At 64.3% G+C, this 16,071-nt stretch carries 8 protein-coding genes, 1 tRNA gene and 3 rRNA genes; 4 read left to right on the top strand and 8 right to left on the bottom strand.

The annotated features are described in order from the left end of the window. Positions 1-4 precede the first annotated feature (4 nt). From BLW44_RS06195 to BLW44_RS06185, 3 genes are read left to right on the top strand one after another with little or no spacing between them, the layout of a single operon-like run. Positions 5-1,099 (top strand): carbohydrate ABC transporter permease, encoded by a 1,095-nt coding sequence (locus tag BLW44_RS06195; RefSeq protein ID WP_060926897.1) that lies wholly within the window; start codon positions 5-7, stop codon positions 1,097-1,099. Beyond that, entirely contained in the window at positions 1,096-1,935 is an 840-nt protein-coding gene (locus BLW44_RS06190) for a carbohydrate ABC transporter permease (RefSeq protein WP_060926851.1), read from the top strand. The genes BLW44_RS06195 and BLW44_RS06190 overlap by 4 nt, the downstream gene beginning before the upstream one ends. Further along, a complete protein-coding gene (locus BLW44_RS06185; protein WP_060926850.1) occupies positions 1,932-3,809 on the top strand; it encodes a glycogen debranching N-terminal domain-containing protein in 1,878 nt (625 codons plus the stop codon). The genes BLW44_RS06190 and BLW44_RS06185 overlap by 4 nt, the downstream gene beginning before the upstream one ends. 40 nt (positions 3,810-3,849) lie before the next feature. Here the strand turns inward: BLW44_RS06185 and BLW44_RS06180 are convergent, their stop codons facing one another. From BLW44_RS06180 to hutH, 4 genes are read right to left on the bottom strand one after another with little or no spacing between them, the layout of a single operon-like run. Next, positions 3,850-4,755 (bottom strand): arginase family protein, encoded by a 906-nt coding sequence (locus BLW44_RS06180; protein ID WP_060926849.1) that lies wholly within the window; start codon positions 4,753-4,755, stop codon positions 3,850-3,852. Next, positions 4,736-5,944 (bottom strand): imidazolonepropionase, encoded by a 1,209-nt coding sequence (gene hutI / locus BLW44_RS06175; protein ID WP_060926848.1) that lies wholly within the window; start codon positions 5,942-5,944, stop codon positions 4,736-4,738. Before hutI ends, BLW44_RS06180 begins: the two co-directional genes overlap by 20 nt. Continuing rightward, complete coding sequence (hutU, locus tag BLW44_RS06170; protein ID WP_060926847.1) at positions 5,941-7,605, bottom strand: urocanate hydratase; 1,665 nt, start codon at positions 7,603-7,605, stop codon at positions 5,941-5,943. The genes hutI and hutU overlap by 4 nt, the downstream gene beginning before the upstream one ends. Beyond that, positions 7,598-9,139, bottom strand: a complete 1,542-nt coding sequence (gene hutH, locus BLW44_RS06165; RefSeq protein ID WP_060926846.1) for a histidine ammonia-lyase — start codon at positions 9,137-9,139, stop codon at positions 7,598-7,600. The genes hutU and hutH overlap by 8 nt, the downstream gene beginning before the upstream one ends. A 52-nt stretch (positions 9,140-9,191) precedes the next feature. Here hutH and BLW44_RS06160 point away from each other — a divergent pair, with 52 nt between their 5' ends. Then, complete coding sequence (locus tag BLW44_RS06160; protein WP_060926845.1) at positions 9,192-9,968, top strand: IclR family transcriptional regulator; 777 nt, start codon at positions 9,192-9,194, stop codon at positions 9,966-9,968. A 90-nt stretch (positions 9,969-10,058) separates the two neighbouring features. Here BLW44_RS06160 and rrf read toward each other — a convergent pair. The 4 genes from rrf to BLW44_RS06140 form a co-directional block, all read right to left on the bottom strand. Then, positions 10,059-10,175 (bottom strand): 5S ribosomal RNA (gene rrf, locus BLW44_RS06155). A gap of 105 nt (positions 10,176-10,280) precedes the next feature. Further along, positions 10,281-13,383: ribosomal RNA gene (locus tag BLW44_RS06150) — 23S ribosomal RNA — on the bottom strand. 410 nt (positions 13,384-13,793) lie between these two features. Continuing rightward, positions 13,794-15,318: ribosomal RNA gene (locus BLW44_RS06145) — 16S ribosomal RNA — on the bottom strand. The 16S, 23S and 5S rRNA genes sit together here, the layout of an rRNA operon. 661 nt (positions 15,319-15,979) lie before the next feature. Continuing rightward, positions 15,980-16,052, bottom strand: a tRNA-Ala gene (locus BLW44_RS06140). Positions 16,053-16,071 lie beyond the last annotated feature (19 nt).

Raw genomic sequence — 16,071 nt, 5'->3', positions numbered from 1 at the left:
GACGATGACGCGCACCGGGCGTCGTCGCGGCGGGGCCTCCGGGCTCCGCCGCGGCGAGGCCGCTGCCGGGTGGCTGTTCACCGGACCGGTGATCGCGATCCTCGGCGTGTTCCTCCTCGTCCCGGTCCTGATGGCCCTCTGGGTGAGCGTCTCGGACTGGGGAGGCCGAGGCAGCCCCCTGTCGGGATCCGTCTCCTACGTGGGAGCGGACAACTTCTCCGCCGTCCTCGTCGATGGCGGACTGGCCACCAAGGACTTCGGCACCGCGTTGCGCAACAACGCCTGGTACGTGCTGCTGGTGGTACCGCTGCAGACCGCACTCGCCCTCTTCCTCGCGATCCTCGTGAACAGGGCCGTGCTCCGCGGCCGCGGATTCTTCCGTACGGCGTACTACTTCCCGTCGGTCACCAGCTCCGTCGCGATCACCGTGCTGTGGCTCTTCCTGTTCTCCGCGAGCGGCGCCGTCAACGGCGTGCTGTCGTGGTTCGGGATCAACGGACCCAACTGGTTCAACGATCCGCGGGGCGTCCTTCACCTCGTGCTCGGCGGCGTCGGAGTGGACTCCGGCCCCGCGGCGCTCACCCAGGGCGGCATGCTCGGCGTGTCGTGGTGGGAGTGGCTCGCCGGCCCGTCGATCGCCATGAGCGCGTACATCCTGATGGCGATCTTCACGACATCCGGTACCTTCATGCTCCTGTTCCTCGCGGGCCTCCAGAACCTCGGCGGCGACGTCGACGAGGCCGCGATGATGGACGGCGCGAACGGCTGGCAGCGGTTCTGGAGGGTCACCCTCCCCCAGCTGCGGCCCACTCTCTTCACGGTCCTGACCCTCGGCCTGATCGGCTGCTGGCAGGTCTTCGATCAGATCTACACCGGCACGCGGGGCGCCCCGAGCAAGACGACGCTGACCCCGGCCTACCTGTCGTACCAGACCGCGTTCTCGAACCAGGAATGGGGTCAGGGCGCCGCGATCGCCTTCATCCTCTTCGTCATCATCGTCGTCTTCACCCTGCTGCAGCGCTGGGTGCTGCGTGACCGGCCGGTGTCACGGCGCCGCATCCGCGCCTACGAGACCACCGCGAAGGGAGGCGTCTCGTGAGACTCTCGCGCACGCAGCTCACCTGGCAGATCGTGCTCTATGCCGTGCTGATCGGACTCGCGATCGTCTACATCTACCCGTTCCTCGTGCAGATCGCCACGAGCTTCAAGACCGACGAGGACGCCGCGTCCAGCGGCATCTCCCTCGTGCCCGAGGTGTGGACGTTCGCGGCCTACGAGCGGCTCTTCGCCCGCAGCGACTTCCCCTCATGGTTCGTCAACAGTGCGATCGTGACGATCGTCGTGACCGCCGGGCGGGTGTTCTTCAACTCGCTCGCCGGCTACGCACTGGCCCGCCTGCACTTCCGCGGTCGGGGCGTGGTCTTCGCGGCGCTGGTCGCGGTCATGTCGGTGCCGACCGTGGTGCTCCTCATCCCCAAGTTCCTCGTGATCAACCAGCTCGGCATGTTCAACTCGTACGCGGGGATGATCCTGCCGCTGCTCGTGGATGCCGCCGGCGTGTTCATCATGAAGAACTTCTTCGAATCGATCCCCGTGTCGGTCGAGGAGCAGGCTCGGATCGACGGTGCCGGCACGTTCCGCCTGTTCTGGTCGGTCGTGCTCCCTATGGCGACGCCGGCTCTCGTGACGATCGTGATCCTGTCGTTCCAGGGCTCGTGGAACGAGCTGAGCCACTTCATCGTGTCGACCAACGATCCCGCTCTCACCACCCTGACCAAGGGCGTCGCCTCCCTCGCGAGCGGACAGCTCAGCCAGGGGACGCAGTATCCGCTCAAGCTGGCGGCCGCGCTCATCATGACGATCCCCGTCGCCGTGATGTTCTTCGTCTTCCAGCGCCGCATCATGAACTCCACCGAAGGAGCCGTCAAGGAATGACCCCCACTCCCCCCACCCGCCCCGCTCTGCAGCCCCTGCTGGACGACGCCGTGATCGTGCTCGAGGCGCCGACTCAGGTGTGGTCGGATGCCGCCGGACGGATCGGTACCGCACCGATCCACGGCATCTACCACGGCGACCTGCGCCACATCAGCGCGGTGGAGCTCTCGATAGCGGGCACGGAACTCGAATCGATCGGATGCTCCTCGCCCACCCCGCAGCGGGTGATCTTCACGGACGTCCTGCGGGGACTCGACGACGACTCGGCTGATCCGCGCGTGCGTCTGGACCGGGAGCGGACCGTGAGCGCCGGGCGATTCGGCGAGCGCCTGGTGGTGAGCAGTCACCTCGATCGCGCCGTGCGCGTCGGCGTCGAGGTGCGCCTGCGTCCCGACTTCGCCCCGATGCAGGCCGTCAAGGCCGGGGACGCCGCGCCCGCCGTGTGGGAGTGGGACGGAGCACGCGCGGGCAGCACGGATGCCTCCTTCTCGCTGATCGCGGCAGAGGCCGCCACCGCGACGGACGGAGACGACCTCGTCGTCCGCTGGGAGCTCGAGGTGCCACCGCGAGGCCGCGTCGAGGCGGCCTGGTCCGTCGATCTGCACGACCCCACGCTCGTGGTCGCTGCCGCGCGACCGTCGACGACGTCGACGCATCCTGAGACCGACGATCCGCGGGTCGCTCGGTGGATCGAGCGCGCGACGGCCGACCTCGCTGCGCTCCGCCTCTCCCTGCCGGATCGTCCGGACGACGCCTTCTACGCCGCGGGGGCGCCGTGGTTCTTCACCCTCTTCGGTCGTGACTCGATCTGGGCGGCCCGCCTCGCTCTCGCTGCGGACCCGTCGATGGCGGGATCCACCCTCCGGGTCCTGGCCCGCCTGCAGGGCACGACGACGGACCCTGCGACGGCGGAAGCGCCGGGCAAGATCCTCCATGAGCTGCGCAGCGGCGCCCTGACACTGCCCAAGGAGGGCGTGCACCTCCCGCCTCTGTACTACGGGACGGTCGACGCGACGCCGCTGTGGGTATGCCTGCTGGCCGACGCCCACGATGCGGGGATGCCCCGCGAAGAGGTGGAGGAGCTGCTTCCCGCGCTGCGCTCCGCGCTCGAGTGGACGGTCGTCCATGGCCCGGCATCCGGAAGCGGATTCATCGACTACGTCGATGAGTCAGGACACGGACTCGCGAACCAGGGATGGAAGGACTCCGGCGATTCCATCCAGTGGCGGGACGGCCGTCTCGCGGAGGGCCCGATCGCTCTCAGCGAGGTGCAGGCGTACGCTCACGAGGCTGCGGTGCGCGGCGCCGCACTCCTCGACGAGCTCGGAGAGCCGGGCGGCGAGGCGCTGCGGAGTTGGGCCGCTGATCTGCGCGACCGCTTCCGCGCCTCGTTCTGGGTCACGACAGATGAGGGCCGCTATCCCGCTGTGGCGCTGGACGCCGCGGGCAACCCCGTCGACTCTCTCACGAGCAACATCGGGCATCTGATCGGCACCGGCCTGCTCGATGCGGACGAGGAGCGGCTCTGCGCCACCCTGCTCACAGATCCCACGATGTCGAGCGGCTACGGTATCCGCACCCTGTCCACAGGCGCTCAGGGCTACTGGCCGCTGAGTTACCACTGCGGCAGCGTCTGGACGCATGACACCGCGATCGCCGTGCACGGGATGCTCCGAGCGGGACTCGGGGAGCAGGCTCGGTCGATCGCGCGTCAGCTGCTCGAGGTGGCCGAGGGCTTCGAGTACCGAGTTCCCGAGCTGCACTCCGGGGATGCGGCCGTGCACGGCGGAAGACCGGTGCCCTACCCCGCCGCCTGTCGCCCCCAGGCATGGTCCGCCGCTGCTGCCGTGGTCTGCGCGCAGGCCCTGGGGTGATCTGACCGGCATCGCACATCGCGGGCGGGTCGTCGCGAGGTCACCGGGTCGCGAGTGCTGCGAGCATCTCCAGGACGCACAGTGCGGCGAGGCGCACCGTGCGCATGTCGTCGGTGTCGGCGGTCGCATCGACCTCGGCGATGTCGGCGCTGACCACGCGCAGGTCTGCCGTGATGCCCCGCACGAGAGCGCGCAGCTCCCACGCGGCGAGACCGCCGGGGACGCTCGCGGGGCAGCCGGGCGCCGCGGACCGATCCGCCGCATCGACGTCGACATCGAGATGGATGCGCGCTCCGGCACCTGCGCCGGCGATGCTCGTCGCCTCTGCGACGACGTCGGCCATGCCACGACGGCGCACCTCGTCGAGGGTGATCACCCGGATGCCCCAGTCGGCTGCCCGTGCAGCGTAGGCCGCCGAGTTCGCGAAGTCCGCGATGCCGATCTGCACGATCCGTGTGGGCTCGACGCGCTCGGCCTCCGGCGCATCCTCGACGAGTCGGCGCACCGGCGAGCCGTTCGAGATGCCGTCGCGGAGGTCGAAGTGGGCGTCGATCGTGATCAGTCCCGTCGCCCCGGCGCCGCGCGCCACTGGATAGGTCAGCGCATTGTCGCCTCCCAGGGCGATGACGAGACGGGCGGTGTCGGCGAGCCCTCGCACCCGATCGACGGTCGCCGCGATGCCCCGTTCGCCGTCGGGCTCGATGACGTCTCCGGCATCCAGGATGCGCAGCGTCTCGGCCAGATCGACGACGGGCGGGCCCATCAGAGTCGCGCTGTACCGGGTGAGAGCCTCGCGGATCGCGGCGGGAGTGGCATGTGCACCCGTCGGGGACAGTGAGCTGCGCCAGGTCGGGACACCGAGCAGGACGGCGTCCGCGTCGTCTCCCGCCTCGAACGCGGGCCAGGATCCGGCTCGCGGCCAGAGTTCATCGTGCGAGAGAGCCATGATCCTCCGTTCCGGACGCCGCGAAGACCGCGGTGCCGTTCTTCCAGACCTTCTCGACGAGCGGGACGCCCGGCCGATAGGCGAGATGGATGCGCGTCGGTGCCGCCAGCAGCACGAGATCGGCGCGCGCACCGGGCGCGATGATGCCGATGTCGTCTCGTCCCAGTGCACGGGCGCCGCCGGCGGTCGCGGCCCACACGGCCTCGGCCGGGGTCATCCCCATGTCGCGCACCGCGATGGCGATGCAGAACGGCATCGACGATGTGAAGCTGGAGCCCGGATTGGTGTCGCACGCGATCGCCACCGTCACCCCCGCGTCGATCAGCCGACGAGCATCCGGATACGGCTGCCGCGTCGAGAACTCCACTCCGGGCAGCAGTGTGAGGACGGTGTCGGATGCGGCGAGCGCGGCGATGTCCTCATCGGTCAGGTACGTGCCATGGTCGACGGAGGCTGCGCCCAACTCCACGGCCAGCCGCACTCCGTCGCCCGGACCGAGCTGGCTCGCGTGCACCCGGGGCCGCAAGCCCTTCGCGATCCCCGCCTCGAGCACCCGACGGGACTGCTCCACCGTGAACGCACCGGTCTCGCAGAACACGTCGATCCACTTCGAATGCGGCGCGCACGCGTCGAGCATCGGTCCGGTGACGAGCTCGACGTACTCGTCGGCGCGATCCGCGTAATCGGCGGGGACCACGTGCGCCCCGAGGAACGTGACCTCGGGCGTGACCTCGGCGGCGAGGCGGACCAGACGCTCCTCATCCTGGACGCTCAGTCCGTAGCCGCTCTTGATCTCGACCGTCGTCGTGCCCTGGGCGTTCATCTCCGAGATGAATCCCCGCAGCCGCGCTCGCAGGTCGTCGTCGCTCGCGGCTCGCGTGGCGGCGACCGTGGAGCGGATGCCGCCTGCGGCATACTTCTGCCCGGCCATCCGCGCCTCGAACTCCGCGGCACGATCCCCGCCGAACACGAGGTGACTGTGGCTGTCAACGAATCCGGGGATCACCGCGCGGCCCAGGGCGTCGACGACCTGGGCCGCGACGGGCGCATCCGCCGCCGCACCGACCCAGGCGATGTGCTCGTCCTCGATCAGCACCGCAGCGCTCTGCAGCGTTCCGGAGCGGTCGCCGTCGTCACCGACGACGTTCGTCGTCAGCTCGCCGATGTTCGTCAGCAGCGTGGTGCTCACAGCATCGGCACCTTCAGGCCGCGCTCACGTGCGATGTCGCGAGCGTGCTCGTACCCGGCGTCGACGTGTCGCATCACCCCGGTGCCAGGATCGTTCGTCAGCACCCGCTCCAGCTTCTCGGCAGCGAGCGCGGACCCGTCGGCCACGGTCACCTGTCCGGCGTGGATCGAGCGCCCGATCCCGACACCGCCGCCGTGGTGCAGCGACACCCAGGAGGCTCCGGAGGCGGTGTTGAGCAGCGCGTTGAGCAGCGGCCAGTCGGCGATCGCATCCGAGCCGTCCTTCATCGCCTCGGTCTCGCGGTAGGGTGATGCGACCGAACCGGAGTCGAGGTGGTCGCGTCCGATCACGATCGGCGCCGTCAGCTCGCCCGAGGCGACCATCTCATTGAACTTGAGTCCGGCGAGGTGGCGCTCTTTGTAGCCGAGCCAGCAGATGCGAGCGGGCAGCCCCTCGAAGTGCACCTTCTCACCGGCCTTCTCCAACCACCGGTGCAGCGCCTTGTCCTCGGGGAACAGCTCGGCGATCGCGCGGTCGGTGCGGTAGATGTCCTCGGGGTCGCCCGAGAGCGCGGCCCAGCGGAAGGGTCCACGGCCCTCCTCGAACTGCGGGCGGATGTACGCAGGGACGAAGCCGGGGAACTCGAACGCGCGGTCGTAGCCCCCGAGCTGCGCTTCGGCGCGGATCGAGTTGCCATAGTCGAACACGGCGGCCCCTGCATCCTGGAACGCGACCATCGCCTCGACGTGGCGGGCCATCGACTCGCGGGACCTCCGGGTGAAGTCCTCGGCGTCGCGCTCCGCAGCGGCCTTCCACTCTGAGACGGAGATGCCGACCGGAAGGTACGCCAGCGGGTCGTGCGCGCTCGTCTGATCCGTGACGATGTCGATGGGCACTCCTCTGCGCAGCAGCTCGGGGAACACCTCGGCCGCATTGCCGACCACACCGACCGAGAGCGCCTCGCCGGCATCCTTCGCCGCGGTGACGCGCTCGACGGCCGCGTCGAGATCGGTGGTGTACTCGTCGAGGTAGCCGTGCTCCACCCGGCGCGAGAGTCGGGACTCATCGACGTCGACGATGAGTACGACGCCGTCATTGAGCGTCACTGCGAGCGGCTGCGCACCGCCCATCCCTCCGGCGCCGCCGGTCAGGGTCAGGGTGCCTCGCAGCGATTCCCGCCCCAGCGAGCGCGCAACCGCCGCGAACGTCTCGTACGTCCCCTGCAGGATGCCCTGGGTTCCGATGTAGATCCACGAGCCCGCCGTCATCTGGCCGTACATGATGAGCCCGAGCTCTTCGAGGCGACGGAACTCCGGCCAGTTCGCCCAGTCCCCGACGAGGTTCGAGTTGGCGATCAGGACGCGGGGTGCCCACTCGTGCGTGCGGAAGACGCCGACGGGCTTGCCCGACTGCACCAGCAGGGTCTCGTCGGGCTCCAGCTCGTCGAGCGTGCGGATGATCGCGTCATACGCCTCCCAGCTGCGCGCCGCCTTGCCCGTGCCGCCGTATACGACCAGGTCTTCCGGATGCTCGGCGACCTCGGCGTCGAGGTTGTTCATGAGCATCCGCTTGGCGGCCTCGGCGCCCCAGCTCTTCGCGGTGCGCTGGTTGCCCCGGGCGGCGCGAACGCTGCGCGGTCCGGTGGGGGTGGTGTCAGTCATTCGCGTGCTCCTTTGCGATGCGGGCGATGGTGCCGGACTGCACGAGTGCGGTCACGGCCTCGATGTCGGGTGAGAGGAAGCGGTCGGGGCCGGGGCCTGCGGCGACCGTGCGCACCAGGTCGCGGACGGCGCCGGTGGCAGGGCCCGCCTGCAGCGGCGCGCGCAGGTCGAGGGCGCGTGCGCCGGTCAGGATCTCGATCGCGAGCACGCGGCCGAGGCCGTCGATCGCCCGGCGGAGCTTGCGCGCGGCGGCCCAGCCCATCGAGACGTGGTCCTCCTGCATCGCCGAGGAGGGAATCGAGTCGACGGATGCAGGGACGGCCAGGCGCTTCAGCTCGGAGACGATCCCGGCCGCCGCGTACTGAGCGATCATGAGCCCGGAGTCGACCCCGACCTCGTCGGCGAGGAAGGGAGGCAGCCCGTGGCTGCGCGCGGGATCGAGCGCACGGTCCGTGCGACGCTCCGAGATCGAGGCGACGTCCGCCACGGAGATCGCGAGGAAGTCGAGGACCGCTGCCACCGGAGCCCCGTGGAAGTTCCCGTTCGATTCGATACGCCCGTCGAGCGTGATCACGGGGTTGTCGATCACACTCGCCAGCTCGCGACCCGCGATGGTCGAGGCGTAGGCCATGGTGTCGCGCGCCGTGCCGTGCACCTGGGGCGAGCAGCGGAGGGAGTATGCGTCCTGCACACGTCCGTCTTCCGGACCCTTGTGGCTGTGCACGACCGGGGAGTCCCGCAGGAAGGAGCGCAGGTGTGCGGCGGACTCCCCCTGGCCCGTCTGCGGACGCAGCGCCATGAGATCCGCGGCGAAGACAGCAGCCGTGCCCAGCTGGGACTCGACGGACATGGCGGCGGCCATGTCGGCGGTCAGAAGGAGCGCCTCGAGATCGTGGAGGGCGAGCACCAGCATCCCGAGCATCCCGTCCGTGCCGTTGATGAGCGCGAGACCCTCCTTCTCGACCAGGGTGACGGGCTCGATGCCCGCGGCCGCCAGCGCATCGGATGCTGCGATGAGGTCGCCCTCCGCATCGCGGACGTCGCCTTCCCCCATGGCCGCGAGAGCGATGTGCGCGAGCGGGGCGAGATCGCCGGAGCAGCCGAGAGAGCCGAACTCCCGCACGATCGGCACGATGCCTGCGTTGAGGAGCGCGGCGTAGGTCTCCACGACGACCGGCCGCACACCGGTGCGACCCGAGGTCAGCGTCTGCAGACGCAGCAGCTGAAGCCCGCGCACCACCTCGCGCTCGACCTCTGCCCCGGTGCCTGCCGCATGCGAGCGGATAAGGCTCGCCTGCAGCTGCAGACGGCGGTCGGGAGCGATGAACGTGGTGGCGAGCGCTCCGAACCCGGTGGAGACCCCGTAGTGCGGATGCGGGTCCGCTGCCAGGCCGTCGATCACGTGACGCGTCTGGGCGACGCGGTCGAGGGCAGCGGGACTGATCACGACGCGGCCGCCGTGACGGGCGACGGCGACGACGTCGGCGTGGCTCAGGGGGGCATCGCCGACGACGACGGAGAACTCTTCAGACATGATTCGATCTCACACCCCGAGGGTCGCGCCTCACAGAGGGAAGGAGCATACTGTGTCTGTGATCCCAGACGACGCGACTTCGACCACGCAGGTGCCGGCGGCGGACAACACCCTGCGGATCCTCCGCCACCTCGCCGGCCGCCCGGCCCCGGTGGCGGCCTCGGCCATCGCTCGTGAGCTCGGGCTGCCCCGCTCGACCGTGTATCACCTGCTCACCACGCTGGCGGCGCACGGCTTCGTGCTGCATCTGCGCGAAGAGCGCCGCTGGGGTCTCGGCACTTCGGCCTTCGAGCTCGCCGGCGGGTATGCCCGGCAGCAGCCGCTCGCACGCCTCGGCCGACCGGTGATCGCCTCGCTGTCCGACCACTTGGGCGAGAGCGCGCACCTCGCCGTCATGAGCGGCGGCGACGTCCTGTACATCGTCGAGGAGCGGGCGCCGCGGCGTCCGGCGCTTGTCACCGATGTGGGAGTGAGACTGCCCGCGCACCTCACCGCCTCCGGCCGGGCGATGCTCGCTGCCCTCCCGCGGGAGCAGGTGCGTGCGCTGTACCCGAGCGCGACCGCGTTCCCTGATCGAACCGGTGTCGGCCCGCGCAAGCCGGCTGAACTCCGCGAGGTGCTGCGCACTGTGCGTGCCCGCGGATACGCGATCGAGGACAGCGAGATCGCCGATGGGCTGCGCAGCGTCGGCGCAGCCGTGCTCGACCATTCCGGCTGGCCGATCGCGGCCGTCGCCGTGACCTGGGCGAATGCGGAGCTCGACGAGACGATGCTGGCAGAGGCCGTGATCGAGTCGGCGAGTGTGCTCGAGTCGCGGCTCAAGCGCTGACCGCATCCCTGCAGAGGTCTGCGCGTCGCACGATCGCACGTTAACGCAGAAAAGCCACCCAACATTGGGTGGCTTTTCTGTTTAAAAGAAGTCCGGCGGTGTCCTACTCTCCCACAGGGTCCCCCCTGCAGTACCATCGGCGCTGTGAGGCTTAGCTTCCGGGTTCGGAATGTAACCGGGCGTTTCCCTCACGCTATGGCCGCCGAAACACTATTGATGTTTCAATCAAACACATAACAAAGTCATTGTCATGCGGTTCTCGACCGTACATCGAGAACCACTCAGTGGACGCGTAGCACCAACAAACGGTGTGTTATCAAGTCATCGGCTTATTAGTACCAGTCAGCTGCATGCATTACTGCACTTCCACATCTGGCCTATCAACCCAGTAGTCTGGCTGGGAGCCTCTCACCCGAAGGTATGGAAATCTCATCTTGAGGCCGGCTTCCCGCTTAGATGCTTTCAGCGGTTATCCATCCCGAACGTAGCTAATCAGCGGTGCTCCTGGCGGAACAACTGACACACCAGAGGTTCGTCCAACCCGGTCCTCTCGTACTAGGGTCAGATCCTCTCAAATTTCCTACGCGCGCAGCGGATAGGGACCGAACTGTCTCACGACGTTCTAAACCCAGCTCGCGTACCGCTTTAATGGGCGAACAGCCCAACCCTTGGGACCTACTCCAGCCCCAGGATGCGACGAGCCGACATCGAGGTGCCAAACCATGCCGTCGATATGGACTCTTGGGCAAGATCAGCCTGTTATCCCCGAGGTACCTTTTATCCGTTGAGCGACAGCGCTTCCACAAGCCACTGCCGGATCACTAGTCCCGACTTTCGTCCCTGCTCGACCTGTCAGTCTCACAGTCAAGCTCCCTTGTGCACTTACACTCGACACCTGATTGCCAACCAGGTTGAGGGAACCTTTGGGCGCCTCCGTTACTTTTTGGGAGGCAACCGCCCCAGTTAAACTACCCACCAGGCACTGTCCCTGAACCGGATTACGGTTCGAAGTTAGATATCCAGAGTGACCAGAGTGGTATTTCAACAATGACTCCACATGAACTGGCGTCCATGCTTCACAGTCTCCCACCTATCCTACACAAGCCACACCGAACACCAATACCAAGCTGTAGTAAAGGTCACGGGGTCTTTCCGTCCTGCTGCGCGTAACGAGCATCTTTACTCGTAATGCAATTTCGCCGAGTTCGCGGTTGAGACAGTTGGGAAGTCGTTACGCCATTCGTGCAGGTCGGAACTTACCCGACAAGGAATTTCGCTACCTTAGGATGGTTATAGTTACCACCGCCGTTTACTGGGGCTTAAATTCTCAGCTTCGCCTTGCGGCTAACCGGTCCTCTTAACCTTCCAGCACCGGGCAGGCGTCAGTCCGTATACATCGTCTTGCGACTTGGCACGGACCTGTGTTTTTAGTAAACAGTCGCTACCCACTAGTCTCTGCGGCCTCCAAACGCTTTCGGAGCAAGTCCTAATACGTCGAAGGCCCCCCTTCTCCCGAAGTTACGGGGGCATTTTGCCGAGTTCCTTAACCACGATTCTCTCGATCTCCTTGGTATTCTCTACCTGACCACCTGAGTCGGTTTGGGGTACGGGCGGCTAGAACCTCGCGTCGATGCTTTTCTTGGCAGCATAGGATCACCCACTTTTTATTCGCATCGTGTCTCAGCCTATGTGAGTCGCGGATTTGCCTACGACTCGGCCTACGCACTTGCACCGGGACAACCATCGCCCGGCTGGGCTACCTTCCTGCGTCACACCTGTTAATACGCTAACCGCACCAGAATGGGGTCGTGCGCTAGGCCCAGAGCGTCACCCCGAAGGGATCAGTCACTGGGATTCAGACACTTAGCACTACTGGATTAGCTTGGGCGGTTCTTCGCCGGTACGGGAATATCAACCCGTTGTCCATCGACTACGCCTGTCGGCCTCGCCTTAGGTCCCGACTTACCCAGGGAAGATTAGCTTGACCCTGGAACCCTTGGTCTTTCGGAGGACGTGTTTCTCACACGTCTTTCGCTACTCATGCCTGCATTCTCACTCGTGTAGCCTCCACGGCTGGTTTACACCGCCGCTTCGCTGGCCACACGACGCTCTCCTACCCATCAACACGGCTGGACCACGAAGGCCTACCAATAATGTCAATGCCACAACTTCGGTGGCGTGCTTGAGCCCCGTTACATTGTCGGCGCGGAATCACTTGACCAGTGAGCTATTACGCACTCTTTCAAGGGTGGCTGCTTCTAAGCCAACCTCCTGGTTGTCAAGGCAACTCCACATCCTTTCCCACTTAGCACGCGCTTTGGGACCTTAGTTGGTGGTCTGGGTTGTTTCCCTCTCGACTATGAAGCTTATCCCCCACAGTCTCACTGCTGCGCTCTCACTTACCGGCATTCGGAGTTTGGCTGACGTCAGTAACCTTGTAGGGCCCATCGGCCATCCAGTAGCTCTACCTCCGGCAAGAAACACGCAACGCTGCACCTAAATGCATTTCGGAGAGAACCAGCTATCACGAAGTTTGATTGGCCTTTCACCCCTATCCACAGCTCATCCCCTCAGTTTTCAACCTAAGTGGGTTCGGTCCTCCACGACGTCTTACCGTCGCTTCAACCTGGCCATGGATAGATCACTTCGCTTCGGGTCTAGGACATGCGACTGAATCGCCCTATTCAGACTCGCTTTCGCTACGGCTACCCCACACGGGTTAACCTCGCCACATATCGCTAACTCGCAGGCTCATTCTTCAAAAGGCACGCTGTCACAGCTACTAAGGCTGCTCCAACGGTTTGTAAGCAAACGGTTTCAGGTACTATTTCACTCCCCTCCCGGGGTACTTTTCACCTTTCCCTCACGGTACTTGTCCGCTATCGGTCATCTGGGAGTATTTAGGCTTATCAGGTGGTCCTGACAGATTCACACGGGATTTCACGGGCCCCGTGCTACTTGGGATACTCTTCGCGCCACGGTTGGCATTTCGACTACGGGGTTGGCACCCTCTATGACCGGCCTTTCAAGACCGTTCGTCTATACCATCGTGTAACGCCGCCACCTCGGCAGAGATGACTGAAAAGTCCCACAACCCCCAACGTGCAACGCCTGCCGGCTATCACACACGCTAGGTTTAGCCTGTTCCGGTTTCGCTCGCCACTACTAACGGAATCGCGGTTGCTTTCTCTTCCTGTGGGTACTGAGATGTTTCACTTCCCCACGTTCCCTCTACCCGCCCTATATATTCAGGCGGGAGTCACTAGGTCGGCACGCCGCCCAGCGGGGTTTCCCCATTCGGACACCCTCGGATCAAAACTTGCTTATCAGTTCCCCGAGGCTTATCGCAGATTGCTACGTCCTTCTTCGGCTCCAGATGCCAAGGCATCCACCGTTTGCTCTTAAAGACTTGAAATCACATGAGTTTGAATCAGAATCGACACCAAACCCCGAAGGGCCTGGCATGAAATTGACTAATGATCTTTAAGATCATCTTGTGCAACCGACCGAAGCCGGCTGCAAGATGCTCGCGTCCACTGTGTAGTTCTCAAAGTACGGGCGGTACCCCTTCCCGCCTCCCCCACAGGGGAAACAACAAGAGGCCCAGAGGTACAGAAACAAGCCCGAAGACTCGCATCCGGTCCCTCAGGACCCAACAGCGTGCAGGTGCGACATCCGAAACCCTCCCCGTTCCCACCGCAAGCGGTGTACTAAGCGAGAGCTTCATCCTTCGCACCATGTCAAATGTTCCACCCATGAGCTCCCAGCGAAGAACATGTGCCTTCGAACTGGGTTCTGGACTCCGAAGAGTCAGATGCTCCTTAGAAAGGAGGTGATCCAGCCGCACCTTCCGGTACGGCTACCTTGTTACGACTTAGTCCTAATTACCGATCCCACCTTCGACGGCTCCCTCCACAAGGGTTAGGCCACCGGCTTCAGGTGTTACCGACTTTCATGACTTGACGGGCGGTGTGTACAAGACCCGGGAACGTATTCACCGCAGCGTTGCTGATCTGCGATTACTAGCGACTCCGACTTCATGAGGTCGAGTTGCAGACCTCAATCCGAACTGGGACCGGCTTTTTGGGATTCGCTCCACCTCGCGGTATTGCAGCCCTTTGTACCGGCCATTGTAGCATGCGTGAAGCCCAAGACATAAGGGGCATGATGATTTGACGTCATCCCCACCTTCCTCCGAGTTGACCCCGGCAGTATCCCATGAGTTCCCACCATTACGTGCTGGCAACATAGAACGAGGGTTGCGCTCGTTGCGGGACTTAACCCAACATCTCACGACACGAGCTGACGACAACCATGCACCACCTGTTTACGAGTGTCCAAAGAGTTGACCATTTCTGGCCCGTTCTCGTATATGTCAAGCCTTGGTAAGGTTCTTCGCGTTGCATCGAATTAATCCGCATGCTCCGCCGCTTGTGCGGGTCCCCGTCAATTCCTTTGAGTTTTAGCCTTGCGGCCGTACTCCCCAGGCGGGGAACTTAATGCGTTAGCTGCGTCACGGAATCCGTGGAATGGACCCCACAACTAGTTCCCAACGTTTACGGGGTGGACTACCAGGGTATCTAAGCCTGTTTGCTCCCCACCCTTTCGCTCCTCAGCGTCAGTTACGGCCCAGAGATCTGCCTTCGCCATCGGTGTTCCTCCTGATATCTGCGCATTCCACCGCTACACCAGGAATTCCAATCTCCCCTACCGCACTCTAGTCTGCCCGTACCCACTGCAGGCCGGAGGTTGAGCCTCCGGATTTCACAGCAGACGCGACAAACCGCCTACGAGCTCTTTACGCCCAATAATTCCGGATAACGCTTGCGCCCTACGTATTACCGCGGCTGCTGGCACGTAGTTAGCCGGCGCTTTTTCTGCAGGTACCGTCACTTTCGCTTCTTCCCTGCTAAAAGAGGTTTACAACCCGAAGGCCGTCATCCCTCACGCGGCGTTGCTGCATCAGGCTTGCGCCCATTGTGCAATATTCCCCACTGCTGCCTCCCGTAGGAGTCTGGGCCGTGTCTCAGTCCCAGTGTGGCCGGTCACCCTCTCAGGCCGGCTACCCGTCGACGCCTTGGTGAGCCATTACCTCACCAACAAGCTGATAGGCCGCGAGCCCATCCCCAACCAATAAATCTTTCCAACCACTGAAGATGCCTTCATGGTTCGTATCCAGTATTAGACGCCGTTTCCAGCGCTTATCCCAGAGTCAGGGGCAGGTTGCTCACGTGTTACTCACCCGTTCGCCACTGATCCCACAGAGCAAGCTCCGTGTTCACCGTTCGACTTGCATGTGTTAAGCACGCCGCCAGCGTTCATCCTGAGCCAGGATCAAACTCTCCGTAAAAAAGAAATGCATACGACACCGGGAAAACGATGACGCAGCGAGTTTGATGCTGACCAAAGAGACAAATTCATTGCTGACTTCATCCGAATGCCAACCCCACAAGGAGGTTGGTCTTTGATCCAAAGGAATCTCATCCAGCCGAAGCTGAATCGAGGTTATTTGGCATTTGACAAGTGCACGCTGTTGAGTTCTCAAGGATCGGACGCTCCCCCGACCCAGTCATCACAACCAGGCCCGAAGGGCAACTTCTCAATCTTATCCGTGCCATTCAGGCTGTCAAATCGACACGCCGTGAGGCTCAGAACCAGATCTGCAGCTCGGGGCTCAAGGCGCCGAGGCAACTTCACTAGCTTATCCGTTCCGGAGTCGCTGTCAAATCGACCGCATCTCCGAAGTGGAAGCTCCAGGTCAGACAGAAGTGTGTCTGCGATCTTCTCCGAGGAGATGATCGAGTGGAGGTGGTTCTCCGCTTGAGGGGGGTAAGGCTCTCGGCCTCTCCGCTTCCCTGTGGGGCGAACAAGTAATAAGTTACGCGGGATCCGGGGATGGGGCAAATCATGGCCGACCGCCGGGCGTGTCGCCTCGGCACTGCCCGAACCACTCAGCCCTATAGACAGAGGAAGACCCCCCGAGCTGGGCTCGGGGGGTCTTCCTCTGTCGGTGGACCTAAGGGGATTCGAACCCCTGACCTCCTCGATGCGAACGAGGCGCGCTACCAACTGCGCCATAGGCCCTGACGTCTTCTACGCTATC

Source organism: Microbacterium hydrocarbonoxydans, from assembly GCF_900105205.1.
Taxonomy (GTDB): domain Bacteria; phylum Actinomycetota; class Actinomycetes; order Actinomycetales; family Microbacteriaceae; genus Microbacterium; species Microbacterium hydrocarbonoxydans.
Note: the sequence above shows the minus strand (reverse complement) of the source record. Positions and strands in the feature narration are given on the sequence as shown.

Bases quoted from the DNA above. Each gene is read 5' to 3' on its own strand.
- hutH (WP_060926846.1), bottom strand. From the start codon at position 9,139: ATGTCTGAAGAGTTCTCCGTCGTCGTCGGCGATGCCCCCCTGAGCCAC.
- BLW44_RS06180 (WP_060926849.1), bottom strand. From the start codon at position 4,755: ATGGCTCTCTCGCACGATGAACTCTGGCCGCGAGCCGGATCCTGGCCC.
- BLW44_RS06195 (WP_060926897.1), top strand. From the start codon at position 5: ATGACGCGCACCGGGCGTCGTCGCGGCGGGGCCTCCGGGCTCCGCCGC.
- BLW44_RS06185 (WP_060926850.1), top strand. From the start codon at position 1,932: ATGACCCCCACTCCCCCCACCCGCCCCGCTCTGCAGCCCCTGCTGGAC.
- hutU (WP_060926847.1), bottom strand. From the start codon at position 7,605: ATGACTGACACCACCCCCACCGGACCGCGCAGCGTTCGCGCCGCCCGG.